Below are 16,557 nucleotides of genomic sequence, written 5' to 3'. Positions count from 1 at the left end.
CCGGCCGGCTGGCCGCCGGGTCATCGGGGCGGCGGTTGCCCGGCGAGGGGAAGGACGAGGCCGGCCCGCTTGACGGAACGCAGGGCGACCGCCACGTCCGCGTGCTGGAGACCGGGAAGTCCCCCGACCGTGCCGGACAGGAACTCGTAGAGCGCGGCGTCGCTCTCCAGGGCGATCTCGCCGCACAGGTTCCGGTCGCCGGTCGTCGCGGCCATCATCAGCACGGCCGGGTGCCCGGCGAGCAGCTCACCGGCCTGTCCGAGCTGGGTGGGGTTGACGCTGAGGCAGACGAACGCGTTCACCGCGAGCCCGACCACGCTGGGCTCGACGACCGTACGCATGCGCAGGACACCGGCGGTCATCATCGCCTCGGCCCGGCGGCGTACGGTCGCCGCGCTCACCCGGCACCGTTCGGCGACCTGCTGCCAACCCTGCCGGCCGTCCACCGCGAGCTGGGCGACGATCGCCTCGTCGAGCGGGCTGAGCCGGGGCGGTTCCCCGGCGGGCGGCTGTTCGTCCCAGCGGTCCACGCGCTGGGCCCGCAACCGGTCGACCATCTCGGGCGGCAGGAGCTGCGGGCTCCAGTTGTGCGGGGTGGAGAACCGCCGGATCACCTGGTTGCTCCAGACCGCGAGGACGCCGTCCAGACCGGGTAGCTGCTCCGACATGAGCTGGAGCAGGTGCTGGTTCGAGGTGTAGGAAAGTTCGGCCAGGCAGTCGACACTGCCGGTGAGCAGCTTGACCGATCCGCACTCCTGCCACCGGGCCAGATGCTCCGCCGACCGGCTCGCCGCGTCGGGACGGCAGCGCAGCCGGACGAAGAGCGAACGGGCCCGCCGGGTCGCCTCGCCGTCCATCACCCCGATGACCCGTACCCGCCCGGTGCGCAGCAGCCGGGGGATCCGCCGGGAGACGGTCGCCTCCGAGGTGAACACCGCCTCGCCGATCTGGGCGTGGGTGGCGCGCGGGTGGGCGAGGAGCGCGCCGATGATCCGCCGGTCGAGTTCGTCCAGGGATCCGTCATTGCCGTCACCAGGGCGGTCGTTCATGCTTGAATCTTGCAACCCCGGCAGCGATCTTGACAATCTGCCTCGCCTGTCCGGCAGACTCTGGCCGACGGTCCGAAGTCTGGGGAGGCAGGGATGGCGCAGGTCAGGAGGCGTTCGGCGGTCAGGGCGACGGCGGCCGGGACCGCCGCGCTCGTCGCGGTGGCGGCGCTGCCGGCCGGTTCGGCGACCGCGACGGCGGCACCGGCGCGGCCCGCCCAACACGTGATCATGTTCGACTTCGACGGGTTCGATCCCCGGTTCCTCGACGGACGGTACGCCGACCTGGCGGCGATGCCCCACCTCCGGGCACTGATCGCCGACGGCGTCCACGGCGTGGCCGAGGGCTCGTACTCGTCGTACTCGAACTCGTCGCGCGCCACCACCGCGACCGGCGCGTACCCGGCCGTGCACCGCAACACCGGCTACTACCTGAACCAGGAGACCGACCGGACCGTCTCGCAGGAGCGGTACGTCGAACCCGGCGTCGAGACGATCGCGCAGTCGCTGCGCCGCCAGGGCCGCACCGCCGCCTACCTCCAGTGGTACGTGGTGCAGAACCACGGCGCCACCTACGGCGACCCCGAGGCGCTGTACGTCCAGCCCGGCGGGAACTGCGAGAGCCGCGCGGACCAGGCGGTCAAGCTGCTGCGCGGTGAGCCCGTCGACTCCGGCGGCACCCTCGTCGACCCGCCCCGGATCCCGGACCTGATCACCGTGTACTGCGACGACGCGGACGGCGTCCTGCACGAGGGCGGCTTCTCCGCCCCCGATCTGCCCGCCACGCTCGCCCGCCTCGACGCCCAGATCGGCCGGGTCCGGGAGGCCGCCCGGGACGCCGGCATCCTGGACCGGACGACGTTCCTGGTCACCGCCGACCACGGGGTCCGCGAGTGGACCGTCCCGCTGCTGCCCGAGGTGGTGGAGCGGCTCACCGCCACCGGCCTGAGAGTCCAGGTACTGCCCTCCTCCGGAGCCGCCCCGGACCCGGCCAGCGAGATCGTCGTGGTCGCCGCGCCCCGGACCGCCGACATCACCCTGCGCGGCCGGGCGGACACCCCGGAGAACGCCCGCCGGATCGCCCGGATCATCGAGGGCATCCCCGGGATCGCGGCGGTGCGCGACGCCGGTGACCTGCGCCGGCTGAAGGCCAGCGACAAGCTCGGCGACCTGGTGGTGGAGCCGGTGGAGCCGTACCACCTCTCCACGCTCACCGACGGCGCGCCGCGCGGCTCGCACGGCGCGCTGGCGGAGGCGGAGGTTCCGATGGTGCTCTCCGGCGCCGGGATCCGCCGGGGCGTTCCGCTGCGCAACGTCGGCCTGGTCGACGTGGCGCCCACCATCAGCGCCCTGCTCGGGGTGCGACCGCCGTCGACCGCACAGGGCCGCGTCATGCGCGGCGCGCTGGAGCGGTCCTGACCGTCACCACGCAGATCGAGGAGATGGACACATGGCTCACCTGATCACGCGCCGGGTCGCGGCGGCGGTCGCCGCCGCGACCGCGCTCACCCTGCTCGCCGCCTGCGGCGGGTCCGGCGAGTCGGGGGACGACGCCAAGGAGATCACCTTCTGGACGCCGCAGACGACCCCGGCCCGGGTCGCGGCGCAGGAGAAGGTGGCGGCCCGGTTCACCGAGAAGACCGGCATCACCGTGAAGGTCGTCCCGCTCAGCGAGACCGACCAGCAGCAGTCCCTGGCCACCGGCGCCGCGTCCGGCGACGTGCCCGACGTGATGCTGCACAGCGCCACGACCACCGCGGCCTGGCGCAACCAGGGGCTGCTCGACACGGAGGCCGCCGACAAGGTCGTCAAGGACCTCGGCGCCGACACGTTCAACGCCAACGCGATCAAGGCGTTCAGCCTGGACGGCACGGTCGGCGCGGTGCCGAGCGACGGCTGGGTGCACCTCGTCGTGTACCGCAAGGACCTCCTCCGGGCCGCCGGGGTCGAGGTGCCCACCAACCTGGAGCAACTGGCCCAGGCGGCCACCCGGATGAAGGCGACCGGGGTGAGCGGCATCGCCCTGGGTACGCAGGCCGGCACCGCCTCCGGGACCGAGGGCGTCTACTCGACGTTCCAGAGCGCCGGGTGCCAGCTCGTCCAGGCGGGCAAGGTCACCATCGACTCCCCGGAGTGCACCCGGGCGGCCGAGCAGTTCAAGGTGCTGCGGGACTCCAGCACGCAGGGGGACTTCGACGTCACCAGCGCCCGCGCGGCGTACCTGGCCGGACGTGCCTCGATGCTGCTCTTCTCCACCCACATCCTCGACGAGCTGGCCGGTCTCGACTCGGCCAACCCGGCGACCTGCCCGGAGTGCAAGGCCGATCCGGCGTTCCTCGCGAAGAACTCGGGCTTCATCACGGTGCTCGACCGCAACCAGCCCGCCCAGTACGGCGCGACCCTGGGCTACGGCATCCCCGAGGGGGCCAACACCGACGCGGCGCAGCAGTTCATCCGGTTCATGCTGGAGGACGGCTACGCCGACGTGCTCGCCTCGGCGACCGAGGGCCGGATCCCGCTACGCAACGGCACCAAGGCCGACCCGAACGCCTACCTCGACGCGTGGAGCAAGCTCGGCATCGGGCCGGAGGCCAAGAGTTCCGTCGCCGACCTGTACGGCCCGGAGATGGTCACCGCCATCCGGGACGGGATGAACGCGGTGAGCCTCTGGGGCATGGGCACCAAGGACTCCCCGCTCTCCGGCGCGGTCACCGCCCAGAACGTCCTCGCGCAGTTCCTGGAGCGCCTCTACGGCGGCGAGCCGGCCGCGCAGGTGACGAAGGCGATGGCCGAGGAGGCGCGGAAGGTCCAGGCCGAACTGTGAGCACGCCGACGATGCGGACCTCCCGCTGGGACCGACTGAGTCGGTCCCAGCGGGAGAACCTCAGCGGTCAGCTCCTCACCGGACCGACCCTGGCGCTGGTCGCGTTGGTCGTCCTGCTGCCGTTCCTGCTGGTCGTCGTCTTCGCGTTCTCCGACACCCGGCTGATCGACATCCCCCGGCTGTCGCCGTCGACGATCGAGTGGACGTCCGAGAACATCGCCGACGCCATGCGTTCCGACGCGTTCTGGGGCTCGCTCCGGACCACCGTCGCCTACGCGACCCTGACCACGCTCGGATCGATCGGCGTCGGACTGGCCCTCGCCCTCGCCCTGCGCCGGCCCTTCCGGGGGCGCGGCCTGGTCCGGGCGCTGCTGCTGGTCCCGTACGTGCTGCCGGTGATCGCCGCGGCGATGATCTGGCGCACGATGCTCAACCCGCAGTACGGCATCGTCAACGCGTTCGGCCAGGAGTACCTCGGCTGGGACGGGCCGATCGGCTTCCTCAGCACCTCGTCGGCGGACCTGGCCGGGCTGCCGGTGCCGGTGTCCCTGCTCGTCGTGGTCGCCTTCGAGATCTGGAAGTCGTTCCCGCTGGCCTTCCTCTTCGTCACCGCCCGCCTTCAGAACGTGCCGGCCGGGATCGAGGAGGCGGCGGCCCTGGACGGTGCGTCCCGCTGGCAGAACCTGCGGTACGTCATCCTGCCGCAGCTGCGTGGCGTGATCCTGTTGCTGCTGCTGATCCGCTTCATCTGGTCGTTCCAGAACTTCAACGACGTCTACCTGCTGACCGAGGGCGCCGGCGGCACCCAGGTCATGGCGATCAAGGTCTACACCGAGCTGATCACCCGCTCGGACATCGGCAGCTCCGCCGCGTACGGCCTGCTGATGTCGCTGATCCTCGGCGTGCTGCTGGCCGGCTACGTGCTGGTCTCCCGGCGGAAGGAGACGTTGTGAGTTCGCCGTCGCGCTCCTCGCGCCCGGTGTCCGTGCTGCGCTGGACGCTCGTCACCGTCGCGCTGTTCTGCAGCGTGGGGCCGGTCCTCTACGGCGTGCTGCTCTCGCTGCGTCCGTTCTCCGCGGTGCTGCTCGAACCCCTCGACGTCGTACCCGGCCTCGGCGAGATCGACCTGTCCAGCTACACCACGGCGATGAAGGACGAGTCGGCGGGCGGCTTCGGGCTCGGCCGGTTCGTGCTCAACTCCCTGCTGGTCGCTCTCGCCACCGTCGCGGTGAGCATCGTCGCCTGCATCTTCGGGGCGTACGCGGTGGCCCGCCTGCGCTACCGGGGCCGCCGCTTCACCAGCGGGGTCGTCCTCGCCGTCTACCTGTTCCCCGGGATCGTGCTCGCGGTGCCGAAGTTCGTCATCCTGAGCCGGATGGGCCTGACCCGGTCGCTCGTCGGACTGCTGGTCATCTACGTCGCGGCCACCGTCCCGGTGGCGCTGTACATGATGCGCAACTACTTCCTCGCCCTGCCGGAGAGCGTCGAGGAGGCGGCCCTGCTCGACGGCTGCTCGCTGCCGACCATGCTGCGCCGCGTGGTGCTGCCGATCGCGCTGCCCGGCGTGGTGGCGACCGCCATCTACGTGTTCATGATCGCCTGGAACGAGTACTTCTACGCGCTGCTCTTCCTCGTCCAGGACCGGTCCCGGTGGACGGCGCCGCTCGGACTCTCCCAGCTCACCGACTTCCAGGTGCCGGTGACCGTGCTGCTGGCCGGCTCCATCGCGGTGACCGTACCGGTCATCGTCATCTTCTTCCTCGCCCAGCGCTACATCGTCTCCGGCCTGACCTCGGGGTCGGACAAGTGATCCGCGAAAGGATGATCGACGTGACAGGCCCTGTGCCACCGGGAACGCCTCCGGCGCGACTGCTCGTGCTCGGCGCCGGAGGACGCGGCGCGCACGCGTACGCGCAGTGGTGTCTGGAACACCCGCAGGAGGCCCGCGTGGTCGCGGTCGCCGAGCCGGACGCCGAACGCCGCGACCGGCTGGGCGACGCGCACGACGTAGCGGCGGCCCACCGCTTCCCCGACTGGCGGCAGGCGCTCGCGGCACCCGGACCCTGGGACGCGGTGGTCGTGGCGACCCCCGACCGGGACCACGTCGACCCCACGCTGCGCGCCCTCGACCTGGGCCTGCACGTCCTGCTGGAGAAGCCCATCGCGCCGACGGAGGAGGAGCTGCACCGGCTCACCTCGGCCGCCCGACTCAGCTCCGGCACGGTGACCGTGGCGCACGTGCTGCGCTACACGCCGTTCTTCCGCACCCTGCGCCGCCTGCTCGACGAGGGCCGGATCGGCCAGTTGCAGGGAATCTCGCACATCGAGAACGTGGCGTACTGGCACTTCGCGCACAGCTACGTGCGCGGCAACTGGCACCGCGCCGACCGGTCCAGCCCGATGCTGTTGGCCAAGGCCTGCCACGACCTCGACATCCTCCGCTGGCTGGTGGGGGCGCCCTGCACCGAGGTCGTCTCGTTCGGCGAGCGCCGCCACTTCCGGGCCGAACACGCCCCGGCCGGCTCCACCGAACGCTGCGTGGACGGCTGCGCCGTCGCCGACACCTGCCCGTACAACGCCGAGCGGCTCTACGTCGACCAGCTCGCCGCCGTCGACGGGCCACCGGTCACCGTCGTCACCAACGACACCAGCGTCGCCGGCCGGCGACGCGCCCTCCGGCTCACCGACTACGGCCGGTGCGTCTACCGGATGGACAACGACGTGGTCGACCACCAGACGGCGGCGCTGCGGTTCGGCAACGGCGTCACCGCGTCGCTGGTGGTCTCGGCGTTCACCGCGCAGAACACCCGGACCATCACCCTGATGGGCAGCCACGGGGAGATCAGCGCCGACATGCGCTCCGGCCGGATCAGCCTGACCACCTTCGCCGAGACACCGCCCAGCGTGGACACCGGGCGACCGGACCAGACCTTCCAGGTCGGCGCCGGCAGCCACGGGGTGGTCGACGAGGTCATCGAGGCGTTCACCGGACACGGGGGCGGCGACGCCGGCCTGATGCGCGACTTCACCGGACGGGTCCGCCGCTGGCTGGCGGGGGAGGACGTCGAGGCCGCCCCGAGCTCGCTGGAGGAGAGCGTGGAGAGCCACCTCGTCGCCTTCGCCGCCGAGCGGTCCCGGCTCCACCACACCGTCGAGGAGCTGTGACCGATGGACGAGGTGCGCGCGCTGGTCGCCCGGGTCGCCGGTGCGGCCCACGACGTACGGGTGGAGCGGGTACCCGCCGACGGTGACGCCGCCGTCGGCGGGTACGAGTGCCGCGACGGGGTCCTCGTCCTGCGCGGCTCGGACGCCGTCGCGGCGGCGTCCGCGTTCGGGCAGTACCTGAAGACCGTCGTCGGCCGGCAGGTGACCTGGGAACAGCCCCGGCTGGTGTCCCGGCCGCAACGGTGGCCGGACGCCCCGCCGACCCGGCTGGCCACCCCCTTCCCGATCCGCTACCACCTCAACGCGGTGACCTACGGCTACTCGACGGCCTGGTGGGACTGGGACCGCTGGGAGCAGGAGATCGACTGGATGGCGCTGCACGGCGTCACCCACCCGCTGATGCAGGTCGGCCACGAGGCGGTGCTGACCGAGATGTTCCGCCGCGCCGGGCTCGACGCGGACCGGACCGCCGCCTGGATCGGCAGCGCGGCGCACTTCCCGTGGACGTGGATGGGGAACATGAACTCGTTCGGCGGTCCGCTGCCGGCGAGCTGGATCGACCGGCACGTGGCGTTGGCCCGGCGGATCCTCGACCGGCAACGCGCTCTCGGCATGACCCCGGTCCTGCCGATGTTCGGTGGACACGTCCCGCCGGAACTGGCCGACGCCTCGGCCGGCGAGATCGAGTGGCAGGGCTGGCACACCCACCTGCTCGGCCCGGACAGCGCCCGGTTCGCGTCGCTGACCGCCGACTTCCTGGACGTCCAGCGCACGCTCTTCGGCACCGACCACCACTACGCCACCGACCCGTTCACCGAGTCGGTGCCGCCCTCCGGCGACCTCGATCACCTGGCCGCCGTCGGCCGGGCGGTCTACCAGTCCATGGCCGACCGGGACCCGGACGCGGTCTGGGTGCTCGCCGGCTGGCCGTTCCACTACCACCGGGACTTCTGGCGACCCGACCGGGTGCGGGCCTACCTCTCCGGCGTGCCGGAGGACCGGCTCGTCCTGCTCGACCTCTGGGGCGAGCACGCGCCGATGTGGCGACGCGACGACATGTTCGACCGGCGCTGGGTCTGGTGCGCGATCCACAACTTCGGCGGCCGGTTCGCCCTCTTCGGCGACCTGCGCGGACTCCGTGACGACGTCGAGGAACTGCGGCGGGAGCGGCCGTCCCGGCTGGTCGGCGTCGGGCTCGCCCCGGAGGCCATCGAGAACAACACCGTCTTCTACGAACTCGCCACCGACCTCGTGTGGCAGGCGTCGCCGGTGGACGACTGGCTGGCCGGGTTCGCCCGGCAGCGCTACGCCTGCGACCACGACGACGTCGTGCGGGCGTGGCGGATCCTCGCCGACACGCTCTACGGTCCCGGGCGTACCCGGTCCATCCCGTCGCCGGTGATCGCCCGCCCGTGGTCGGCGCAGGCCCCGTTCGCCGCGCAGCGCCTCGCCGGTGAGTTCGTGCCGGCCGACCAGGAGCCGCAGCGGCAGTCGGCGAACATCGACGCCGAGAACGACCCGACGGTGCTCGGCGACCTGCCCCGGATCGCCACAGCGGCCCGACTCCTCATCGGACGGGCCGCCGGGGCCGGCGTGCCGGACGTCGTCGCACGCGACGTCGCCGAACTGGTCGGACACGTGCTGGCGCAGGGCGTCCGGCGGCACATCCGGGGCATCCTGGCCGCCGCCGCGACCGGCGACGCCGCCGCCATCCGGGACCATCTCGCCCGCCTCCGGACCGACCTGCTCGACCTCGACGACCTCGCCGGCACCCGCGCCGAGAGCCGGGTCGGGCGCTGGATCGCCGACGCACGTGCCTGGGGCGACACCCCGGCCGAGGCCGACACCATGGAACGGGACGCCCGCAGCCTCGTCTCCGTCTGGGGCCACCAGTCCAGCGGACTGCACGACTACTCCGGACGGCACTGGGCCGGCCTGGTCCGCGACTACTACCTGCCTCGCTGGGAGCTGTGGGGGACCTGGCTGGCCGAGGCCGCCGAGACGGGCGGGGAGCCGGACGTCACCGTGCTCCGGGACCGGGTCGTCGCGCACGAGGAGACCTGGCGGAACGCGACCGGCGGATACCCCGTCGACCCGGAGGGCGACACCCTCCGGGTGGCCATCCGCCTCCTCGACCGCCTCGGCCACTGACCACTCGGGCCGGCCGCCCGCACCGTGGCTCCGAGCTTCGGTCCGGCCCGGCGGTGCGCTGTCTGCCGGTGGCTCGGCGGTTGCGGGTGACCCTGGGTAGTGCGGTCAGGCGGGATGGGTCATCCTGGGCGGATGCGCTCACGTCTCGTCTCTGCCGCTGTCACTGCCGTCCTGCTGGTCGCCGCCACCAGCTGCTCGTCCGATGCGGACGACCCGGCCGGCCCGTCCGAGTCTGATGCTGTCGCGCCGAGCCCGTCGGTCGACGTCTTCGAGGGACCGGCGTCGAGGCCGGCGTTGTGGCCGGACGGGGTGTCGGCGACGTTGCGGGCGGTGGAGCGGGTGCCGTCGCAGTGGGGTGTGGACGTGGCCGAGTCCGATGCGATCATCCGCCTCACCCTGGAGGTGTCGAACGCGTCGGAGACGCCGCTGCCGGTGGAGCCGTCGTCGAAGGAGATGACCCTGTCGTACGGACCGAGCCGTGCGGAGGGCCAGGCGGTGACGTCGAACCGGTACGACAGCCCGGCAGAGCAGAAGCGGAAGGAGCTCGACCGGGACGGGGGCAGGGAGATCGCGGCGGCGGGTACGGCGACGTTCGTGGAGTCGCAGCTCGTGCCGGCGGACCAGCTCGGCTCGTTGACGGTGCGGATCGAGTTGCCGTCCGTGGACGGGCCTCGCGAGCCGTTCACGCTGACCGAGGTCGAGAAGTTGTTGACGACGGTGCGCTGACGCCGGGGGCCCCGGCCTGCTGCGATGGCGCAGGCCGGGGCACGACCGGGTGTCGGCCGAAAGCGGACGTGGCGCGGCCGGCGACGGTGGTCGGGGTGGCCCGACGCCGGCCGGTCAGCGGGCGACGGCGGCGACGCTGGCGCGGACCAGCTCCGCGACCTGGGCGAACTCGCCGGCCGCGATGGCCTTGCGGGGCACCATCCAGCTGCCGCCCACGGCGAGCACCGACGGCAGTCGCAGGTAATCGGCGGCCGAGTCGGCGTCGATGCCGCCGGTGGGGACGAACCGGACCTGCGGGAACGGCGCGGAGAGCGCGGCGACCGCCGGGGCTCCGCCGGAGGTGCCGGCCGGGAAGAACTTGAGCACGTCGACGCCGGCGTCGAGGGCGGTCATCACCTCGGTCGCGGTGCTCGCGCCGGGCAGCACGAAGATGCCGTGCTCCTGGCAGCGGCGGACCACGGCCGCGCTGAACCCGGGGGAGACGACGAACCGTGCGCCGGCCCGGACCGCCTGGTCGACCTGGTCGACGGTGGTGACGGTGCCCGCGCCGACGGTGACGCCGCCGTGGGCGGCCATCCGGGCGATCGCCTCGGCCGCCGCCGGGGTGCGGAAGGTGACCTCGGCGACCGGCAGGCCGCCGGTGGCCAGCGCGTCGGCGAGCGGTTCGGCGTGCGCGGCGTCGTCGAGGACGACGACTGGGACGAGACGGTTCGTGCGCAGCAGCTCAGTCGGTTCCATCGTCGTCTCCTCAGGGTCGGGTGCTGGTCAGGTGCACCGGGACGTCGGCCCGGCCGGTGACACCGTATTGGGCGAGGACGGCGACGCCGAGGACGGTCGCCTCGGGCTCGTCCACGAACCGGAGCCGGCGGTCGGTGGCATCCTGGCGCAGTCGACGCCACGTGGGCCAGCCGGCGGCCACGCCCGCGACGGTGACGTCGGCGATGTCGACGCCGCCGAGCCGGCCCAGCCGCACGGTGGTCGCCTCGGCCTCGACCGCGAGCCCCTTGAGCAGGCTGGCCAGCACGTGGGCCCGGGTGACGTCCATCGGCAGGGCGGCGAGCCGGAGGCTGCGCAGCGCGGCGTCGATGGTGGCCGGGTCGACCTGGTCGACGACCCGGTCCAGTTCCGCCCACATCGTCGCGTCGGGGACGCCGGAGTAGAGCATGTCGTGCCACGCCTGGTAGTACCGGCCGGACGGGGTGGCGCGGTGCACGAACCGCAGGCCGCCGGCCACGAAGATGCCGGTGTCCAGGCCCGGGTCGACCACGTCGGGCAGGGCGTCGACCAGCAGCACCTGCGCCTCGGAGGTGCCCGCCGAGACGTAGACGTCGCCGGCGGCCCGCACGCCGGTGCCGAAGGCCCCGCACATGTGGTCGTGGCCGCCGGCCACCACCGGCACCCCGGCCGGCAGCACGCCGTCGCCCGACGTGCGGCCCACGACGGTGGCGCTGTCGACCAGGGCGGGCAGGGCCAGCGTGGTCAGGCCGAGGTCGGGCAGGGCGTCGGTGCGCAGCACGCCGGCCCGGACGTCGAGCAGTCCGGTGCGGGAGGCGTGCGAGACGTTGAGGAACACCGGGGCCGTGCGGTCGGCGAGCAGGTCCCGCGCCACGAAGTCGGCGAGCGAGGTGAAGGTGCGCGCCGCCGCCAGGTCGTGGGGCAGGTGCTCGGCCAGCCAGCGCAGCTTGAACACCGAGAAGGTGTCGTCCGTGTCGGCCCAGCCGCTGCCCTCGCCGAGGGCCGCTCTGGCCTGCTGGCCGTGGCCGGCGAACCAGGCCAGCACCGGGGCGGTGACGCTGCCGTCGGCGGCGAGCAGCACGACCTCCTCGCCGACCGACCCGACCCCGACCCCGGCCAGGTCGTCGGGGCGTACCGCCGGGTCGGCCAGCAGTCGCGCCAGCAGGTCGCCGACGGACGCCGCGAGCCGGGCGGCGTCCCGACGGCCGCCCCACGGGTCGGGGTCGACCACGGTGGGCGCGTGCCGGAGCGCGACGAGCCGGCCGGCGTCGGCGTCGTAGCAGCCGACCTTCGTCCGGGTGGTGCCGATGTCGACGCCGATGAACTGGCTCATCGGCCGGTCGCCTCCCGGCTCACCGTGACCTCGTGCCGGAGCCGTTCGACCAGCGCCGGGTCGACGTCGGGCTCCAGCGACGCGGCGTTGGCCGCCCCCATCGCCGACGCCAGGACCAGGGCCGACGCCGGGTCGTCGCCCCGGCCGAGGGCGACCGCGAGGCCGGCGAGGAAGGAGTCGCCGGAGCCGGTCGCGTTGACCGTGTCGACGCGCGGCGTGTCCACCGCCAGCTCGTCGACGCCGTCGACCCAGACCGCCCCGTCGACGCCGAGCGTGACCACGAAGGTGACCCCGGTGGTCGCGTGCAGTTCACGTACGGCGGCCGTGGTCGCGGCCCGGTCCGGCAGCGGGCGGCCCAGGACGCCGGAGAGTTCCTCGGCGTTGGGTTTGACCACCAACCGACCGGCGGGCCGGGTGGCGCGGGCGTCCTCGACGACCCGGGCGAGGGGCTCGCCGTGGGCGTCGACGACGGCCGTCGCGCCCCGGTCGAGCGCCAGCCGGGCGACCCGGGCGTGCAGGTCGGCGGCGCTGCCCGGCGGCAGACTGCCGGTGGCGACCACGACGTCGCCCGGGGACACCGTCTCCGCCAGGCCGGCGAGCAGCCGGTCCTGGTCGGCGGCGGTGACCTCGGGGCCGCGTTCGTTGAGCACCGTGGACCGACCGGTGGCCCGGTCGATGACGACCGGGGTCACCCGGGTCTCCCCGGCGATCCCGACGTGCCGGTCGTGCACGCCGAGGTCGCCGCACCCGTCGCGGATCACCTGGCCGGTGCCGCCGCCGACGAAGCCGTGGGCGGTGACCGTGGCCCCGAGACGGCGGGCGCCCCGGCAGACGATCAGGCCCTTGCCGCCGGGGAGGCTGCGCACCTCCGCCACCCGGTTGACCTCGAACGGCCGGAACCGTTCCACCACCTGGAGCCGGTCGACGGCCGGGTTGGGGCAGACCACGTGCAGCGTGAACGCCGGCATCGTCACTACTCGGAGTCGATCTGGTAGAGGGCGAACAGCTCCTCGTCGCTCGCGCCGAGCACCTCGTCCTCGCGCTCGCGGAACGTGCGCACGGTGTCCCGGACCAGCTCGTCGAGGCGCTCCGGCTGCGGCGGCAGGTTCATCGCGGCGTACGGGTTGCCGCCCGCGCCGAGGGGCTCCGCCGAGCAGTAGTTGTCACCCCGCTGGTAGCCGACCGCGTACAGTGCCATGATCACCACGTCCAGGTCGAGCAGCCCGTGTCCGAGGGCACGCCGGTTGGTGTCCGCCAGGTGCAGGTTGATCATACGGTCGCCGTGGTCGAGGAGCGTGGCGCCGATGTGCAGCTCCCCGCTGAGCATGTGGTAGAGATCCCCGTTGACGTGCGCGATGGCCGGGTGGTCCACCAGGTCGAGCAGGCGCAGCGCCTCGGCGAAGGTGTGCACCACGCTGGTCTCCTCGGGCCGGATCGGCTCGACCGCGCCCCGGATGCCGGCGGCGGCGAAGTCGTCGGCCACCAGGCGCATGGTCTGGGCGGACCGCTCCAGCTCGTAGGAGTCGAACGCGGTGGGCCGTCCCACCGAACCCGCGCCGAAGAGCAGGTACGAGCCGCCCACCGCGGCGGTGAACTCGGCCTGGCGACGGAAGTACTCGATGGCGCGGGCCCGCACGTGCGGCAGGTTGTGCGCGAACTCCTGGTCCGGGGTGACCATGCCGCAGACCCCGGAGACGGTGATGCCGTGGTCGCCGAGCACCCGGAGGGTCTCGTCGGGGCGGTAGCCGAGGTCGGGGGAGTAGAGGTTGCCGTGCAGCTCGACGTACCGCACGTCGTTGCGCTCCAGCCGGGCCGCCGTGGTCGCCAGGTCCTCGGTGCCGAAGCCCCAGTTGCTCCAGCCGAACTTCAGCCGCGGCTCGGTGGCGGTGTGGCCCCGGCGGGCCTCGACGAAGGCACGGACGACACGCTGGTCGTGCTGGCGGAACGGTTGCGGTTTCATGGTCGCGGGTCCTTTCCCGGTAGCGGAGGTCACGCCTTCCGACGGACGAGCTTCTGACGGAGTCGGCGCGGGTGCAGGTGGTGCAGGTTGCCCTGACGCCACTGGTCGAAGATCGCCGCCAGGACGATGACCAGACCGATGCTGAGCTGCTGGAGGAACGGCGAGAGCGCCAGCAGGATGAACGCGTTGCGGAGCAGGCCCAGCAGGCAGGCGCCGAGGAAGGCGCCGATGATCGAGCCCCGGCCGCCGGAGAGGCTGGCGCCGCCGATGACGGCCGCCGCGATGACGTCCAGTTCGTAGCCCAGGCCCGCCTGGGCCTCGGCCACGCCGACCTGGGTGGAGAAGACGATCCCGGCGACGCCGGCGAGGGTGCCGATCAGCACGAAGGTGAGCACCCGGGTCCAGGCGACCGGAATACCACCGGTACGGGCGGCGGCGTCGTTGTCGCCGATGGCGGTCACCCGCAGGCCGAAGACGGTCCGGGTGAGCAGGAGCTGGCCGAGCAACACCAGCACCAGGAAGATGATGACGCTGACCGGGATGCCGCCGAAGACCCGCCCCTGGCCGATGAAGGACAGCTCGCTCGGCATGCTCTGCGGCAGGCCGCCGGTGATGAGCTGGGTCAGGCCCCGCGCGATGGAGAGCATGCCGAGGGTGACGATGAACGAGCTGACCCGGCCGAGCACGACCACCGACCCGACGGCGAAGCCGCAGAGCGCGCCGACGCCGATGCCGACGGCCGCGGCGACCCACGGGTTGGCCCCGCTGCCGTACACCGAGCCGGCGGTCACCGCCGAGAGGGCCAGGACCGAGCCGACCGACAGGTCGATCTCCTTGGCGATCAGGACGAACGTCTGCCCGACGGCGATGATGCCGACCACGACCACCGTCTGGAGGACGTTGTAGAGGTTGTCCTTGCGCAGGAAGTTCTCGTTGGCGAGGCTGACCGCCAGGGCCAGCACGACGATGACGCCGAACAGTCCGGTCTCCTGGCGCTTGACCAGCGACAGGGCGCTGTCCTTCCAGGAGCGCTCCTGCCGCTTGGCGAGAGTGGCACTCATGTCGTTCCTTCGGTCGCGCCCATGGCCGCGGCGACGATGGGCTGGGGTCCGGCGTTGTTCGGGGCATCGAGGGTGACGCGTCCGTTGCGAACGACCACCACGCGGTCGGCCAGCTCGACGACCTCTTCGAGTTCGGACGAGATGAACCAGACCGCCAGGCCCTCCTCGTGGGCGAGGGCGCGCAGCGTCGCGTAGATCTCCGCCTTGGTGCCGACGTCGACGCCCCGCGTCGGCTCGTCCAGGATCAGCACCTTCGGCCGGGCGGCGAGGGCCCGCGCGAGCAGCACCTTCTGCTGGTTGCCGCCGGAGAGCGAGGTGATCAGCGCCTCGCTGGAGGCGGCCTTGACGCCGAAGCGTTCGGTCAGCTCCCGTGCCTTGGCGTTGGTCCGACGGGGGGAGACCCAGCCGAGCCGGCCGAGGCTGGACAGCACCCGGACGGTCAGGTTGTAGCCGACGCTCTGGGCGTGGAAGACCTCGGTGCGGCGTTCCTCCGCGACGTAGGCGAGGCCGAGCCGCTGGGCGCGGCCGGGGCTGGGGATCCGTACCGGTCGGCCGGCGACGCGGATGCCGCCCCGGGTCGGCGTGCGCAGCCCGATCACCGCCTCGGCGATCTCGGTACGACCGGCGCCGACCAGCCCGGACATGCCGACGATCTCGCCCCGGCGCACGGTGAAGCTGACATCGGTGAAACCGTCACCGGTCAGGCCCTCCAGCTCCAGCGCCACCTCGGCCCCGGCGATCGTGTCGGCCCGGTCGGCGACGACCTCCGCCACGACCGCCCGCTTGCGTTCGCCGGCCATCAGGGCGACGGCACGCTGCTGGTGGATCTCGTCGGGCGGCCCGGCGGCGACGAACGTGCCGTCGCGCAGCACGATCACGTTGTCGACGATCGAGTAGACCTCGGCCAGCCGGTGGCTGACCAGGACGACCGCGACACCCTCGTCGCGCAGCCGGGACATCACCGCGAAGAGCCGCTCGGACTCCTCGTGGGTGAGGCTGGAGTTGGGCTCGTCGAGGAAGAGCACCTTGGGCTGGCGGGAGAGTGCCCGGACGATGTCGACCATCTGCCGGGACGCCGCCGACAGGTCGCGGCAGAGCGTCGACGGGTCGGGCAGGTAGCTGGTCATCCCGAGCCGGTCGAGCAGCTCGCGGGCCCGCTGGACGTTCGCTCCACGGCGGGCGACCGCGTACCCGGGGCGCTCCCCGAGGTCGTAGAGGAACAGGTTGTCGGCGATGGTCAGCTCGCTGATCAGCAGCGGTTCCTGGTTGACCACGACCACCCCGGCGGCGATCGCCTCCAGCGGGTTGCCGAAGGAGACCTCCCGGCCGTCGAGGACGAGCCGGCCGGTGTCCGGCTGCATCTGGCCGGAGCAGAGGCGGATGAGTGTGGACTTGCCGGCGCCGTTCTCGCCGAGCAGGCCGGTGACCTGGCCGGCCGGGAACTCCAGCGACACGTCGCGGAGCGCCCGGACGGCGCCGAAGGACTTGGTCAGGCCGACGGCCGCGAGGGCCGCCGACCTGACACCGTCCGCATGGGGTGTCGGTTCCATGAGGGG

14 protein-coding genes are annotated in these 16,557 nt (G+C 72.9%); 7 read left to right on the top strand and 7 right to left on the bottom strand.

Annotation, left to right across the window (positions count from 1 at the left end):
• Window positions 1-20: 20 nt before the first annotated feature.
• Complete coding sequence (locus QSK20_RS00455; RefSeq protein WP_285786555.1) at window positions 21-1,049, bottom strand: Lrp/AsnC family transcriptional regulator; 1,029 nt, start codon at window positions 1,047-1,049, stop codon at window positions 21-23.
• Between the two features lie 93 nt (window positions 1,050-1,142).
• Between QSK20_RS00455 and QSK20_RS00450 the strand changes: the two genes are divergently transcribed.
• The 7 genes from QSK20_RS00450 to QSK20_RS00420 all read left to right on the top strand — a co-directional run bounded on the left by QSK20_RS00450 (window position 1,143) and on the right by QSK20_RS00420 (window position 9,912).
• Entirely contained in the window at window positions 1,143-2,465 is a 1,323-nt protein-coding gene (locus QSK20_RS00450) for an alkaline phosphatase family protein (RefSeq protein WP_285786554.1), read from the top strand.
• A 31-nt stretch (window positions 2,466-2,496) separates the two neighbouring features.
• Window positions 2,497-3,870 (top strand): ABC transporter substrate-binding protein, encoded by a 1,374-nt coding sequence (locus QSK20_RS00445; RefSeq protein ID WP_285786553.1) that lies wholly within the window; start codon window positions 2,497-2,499, stop codon window positions 3,868-3,870.
• Window positions 3,867-4,823, top strand: coding sequence for a carbohydrate ABC transporter permease (locus QSK20_RS00440; protein ID WP_285786552.1), 957 nt, complete (start codon window positions 3,867-3,869; stop codon window positions 4,821-4,823). The genes QSK20_RS00445 and QSK20_RS00440 overlap by 4 nt, the downstream gene beginning before the upstream one ends.
• The gene (locus QSK20_RS00435; RefSeq protein ID WP_285786551.1) at window positions 4,820-5,680 is read left to right on the top strand and encodes a carbohydrate ABC transporter permease; all 861 of its coding nucleotides are present in this window, start codon (window positions 4,820-4,822) and stop codon (window positions 5,678-5,680) included. Before QSK20_RS00440 ends, QSK20_RS00435 begins: the two co-directional genes overlap by 4 nt.
• Window positions 5,681-5,700: 20 nt before the next feature.
• On the top strand, window positions 5,701-7,035 hold the full coding sequence (locus QSK20_RS00430; RefSeq protein ID WP_285786550.1) for a Gfo/Idh/MocA family protein: 1,335 nt from the start codon (window positions 5,701-5,703) through the stop codon (window positions 7,033-7,035).
• Between the two features lie 3 nt (window positions 7,036-7,038).
• On the top strand, window positions 7,039-9,186 hold the full coding sequence (locus QSK20_RS00425) for an alpha-N-acetylglucosaminidase (protein ID WP_285786549.1): 2,148 nt from the start codon (window positions 7,039-7,041) through the stop codon (window positions 9,184-9,186).
• 132 nt (window positions 9,187-9,318) lie between these two features.
• Complete coding sequence (locus tag QSK20_RS00420; RefSeq protein ID WP_285786548.1) at window positions 9,319-9,912, top strand: hypothetical protein; 594 nt, start codon at window positions 9,319-9,321, stop codon at window positions 9,910-9,912.
• A gap of 114 nt (window positions 9,913-10,026) precedes the next feature.
• Here the strand turns inward: QSK20_RS00420 and eda are convergent, their stop codons facing one another.
• Genes eda through QSK20_RS00390 form a run of 6 tightly spaced genes read right to left on the bottom strand, consistent with a single transcriptional unit; the run spans window position 10,027 to window position 16,551 of the window.
• Window positions 10,027-10,650, bottom strand: coding sequence for a bifunctional 4-hydroxy-2-oxoglutarate aldolase/2-dehydro-3-deoxy-phosphogluconate aldolase (gene eda, locus QSK20_RS00415; RefSeq protein ID WP_285786547.1), 624 nt, complete (start codon window positions 10,648-10,650; stop codon window positions 10,027-10,029).
• Window positions 10,651-10,660: 10 nt separating this feature from the next.
• On the bottom strand, window positions 10,661-11,980 hold the full coding sequence (locus QSK20_RS00410; RefSeq protein ID WP_285786546.1) for an FGGY-family carbohydrate kinase: 1,320 nt from the start codon (window positions 11,978-11,980) through the stop codon (window positions 10,661-10,663).
• Entirely contained in the window at window positions 11,977-12,948 is a 972-nt protein-coding gene (locus tag QSK20_RS00405; RefSeq protein ID WP_285786545.1) for a 1-phosphofructokinase family hexose kinase, read from the bottom strand. The genes QSK20_RS00410 and QSK20_RS00405 overlap by 4 nt, the downstream gene beginning before the upstream one ends.
• 5 nt (window positions 12,949-12,953) lie before the next feature.
• Window positions 12,954-13,940: a sugar phosphate isomerase/epimerase family protein gene (locus QSK20_RS00400; RefSeq protein ID WP_285786544.1), complete on the bottom strand. Its 987-nt coding sequence runs from the start codon at window positions 13,938-13,940 to the stop codon at window positions 12,954-12,956.
• 29 nt (window positions 13,941-13,969) lie between these two features.
• Window positions 13,970-15,001, bottom strand: coding sequence for an ABC transporter permease (locus tag QSK20_RS00395; protein ID WP_285786543.1), 1,032 nt, complete (start codon window positions 14,999-15,001; stop codon window positions 13,970-13,972).
• Complete coding sequence (locus QSK20_RS00390; RefSeq protein WP_285786542.1) at window positions 14,998-16,551, bottom strand: sugar ABC transporter ATP-binding protein; 1,554 nt, start codon at window positions 16,549-16,551, stop codon at window positions 14,998-15,000. The genes QSK20_RS00395 and QSK20_RS00390 overlap by 4 nt, the downstream gene beginning before the upstream one ends.
• Between the last annotated feature and the right edge of the window lie 6 nt (window positions 16,552-16,557).

Origin of the sequence: Micromonospora sp. NBRC 101691 (assembly GCF_030269285.1) — a bacterium.
In the GTDB taxonomy this organism is placed as follows: Bacteria; Actinomycetota; Actinomycetes; order Mycobacteriales; family Micromonosporaceae; genus Micromonospora; species Micromonospora echinospora.
This window is presented reverse-complemented; position numbering and strand designations above follow the sequence as displayed.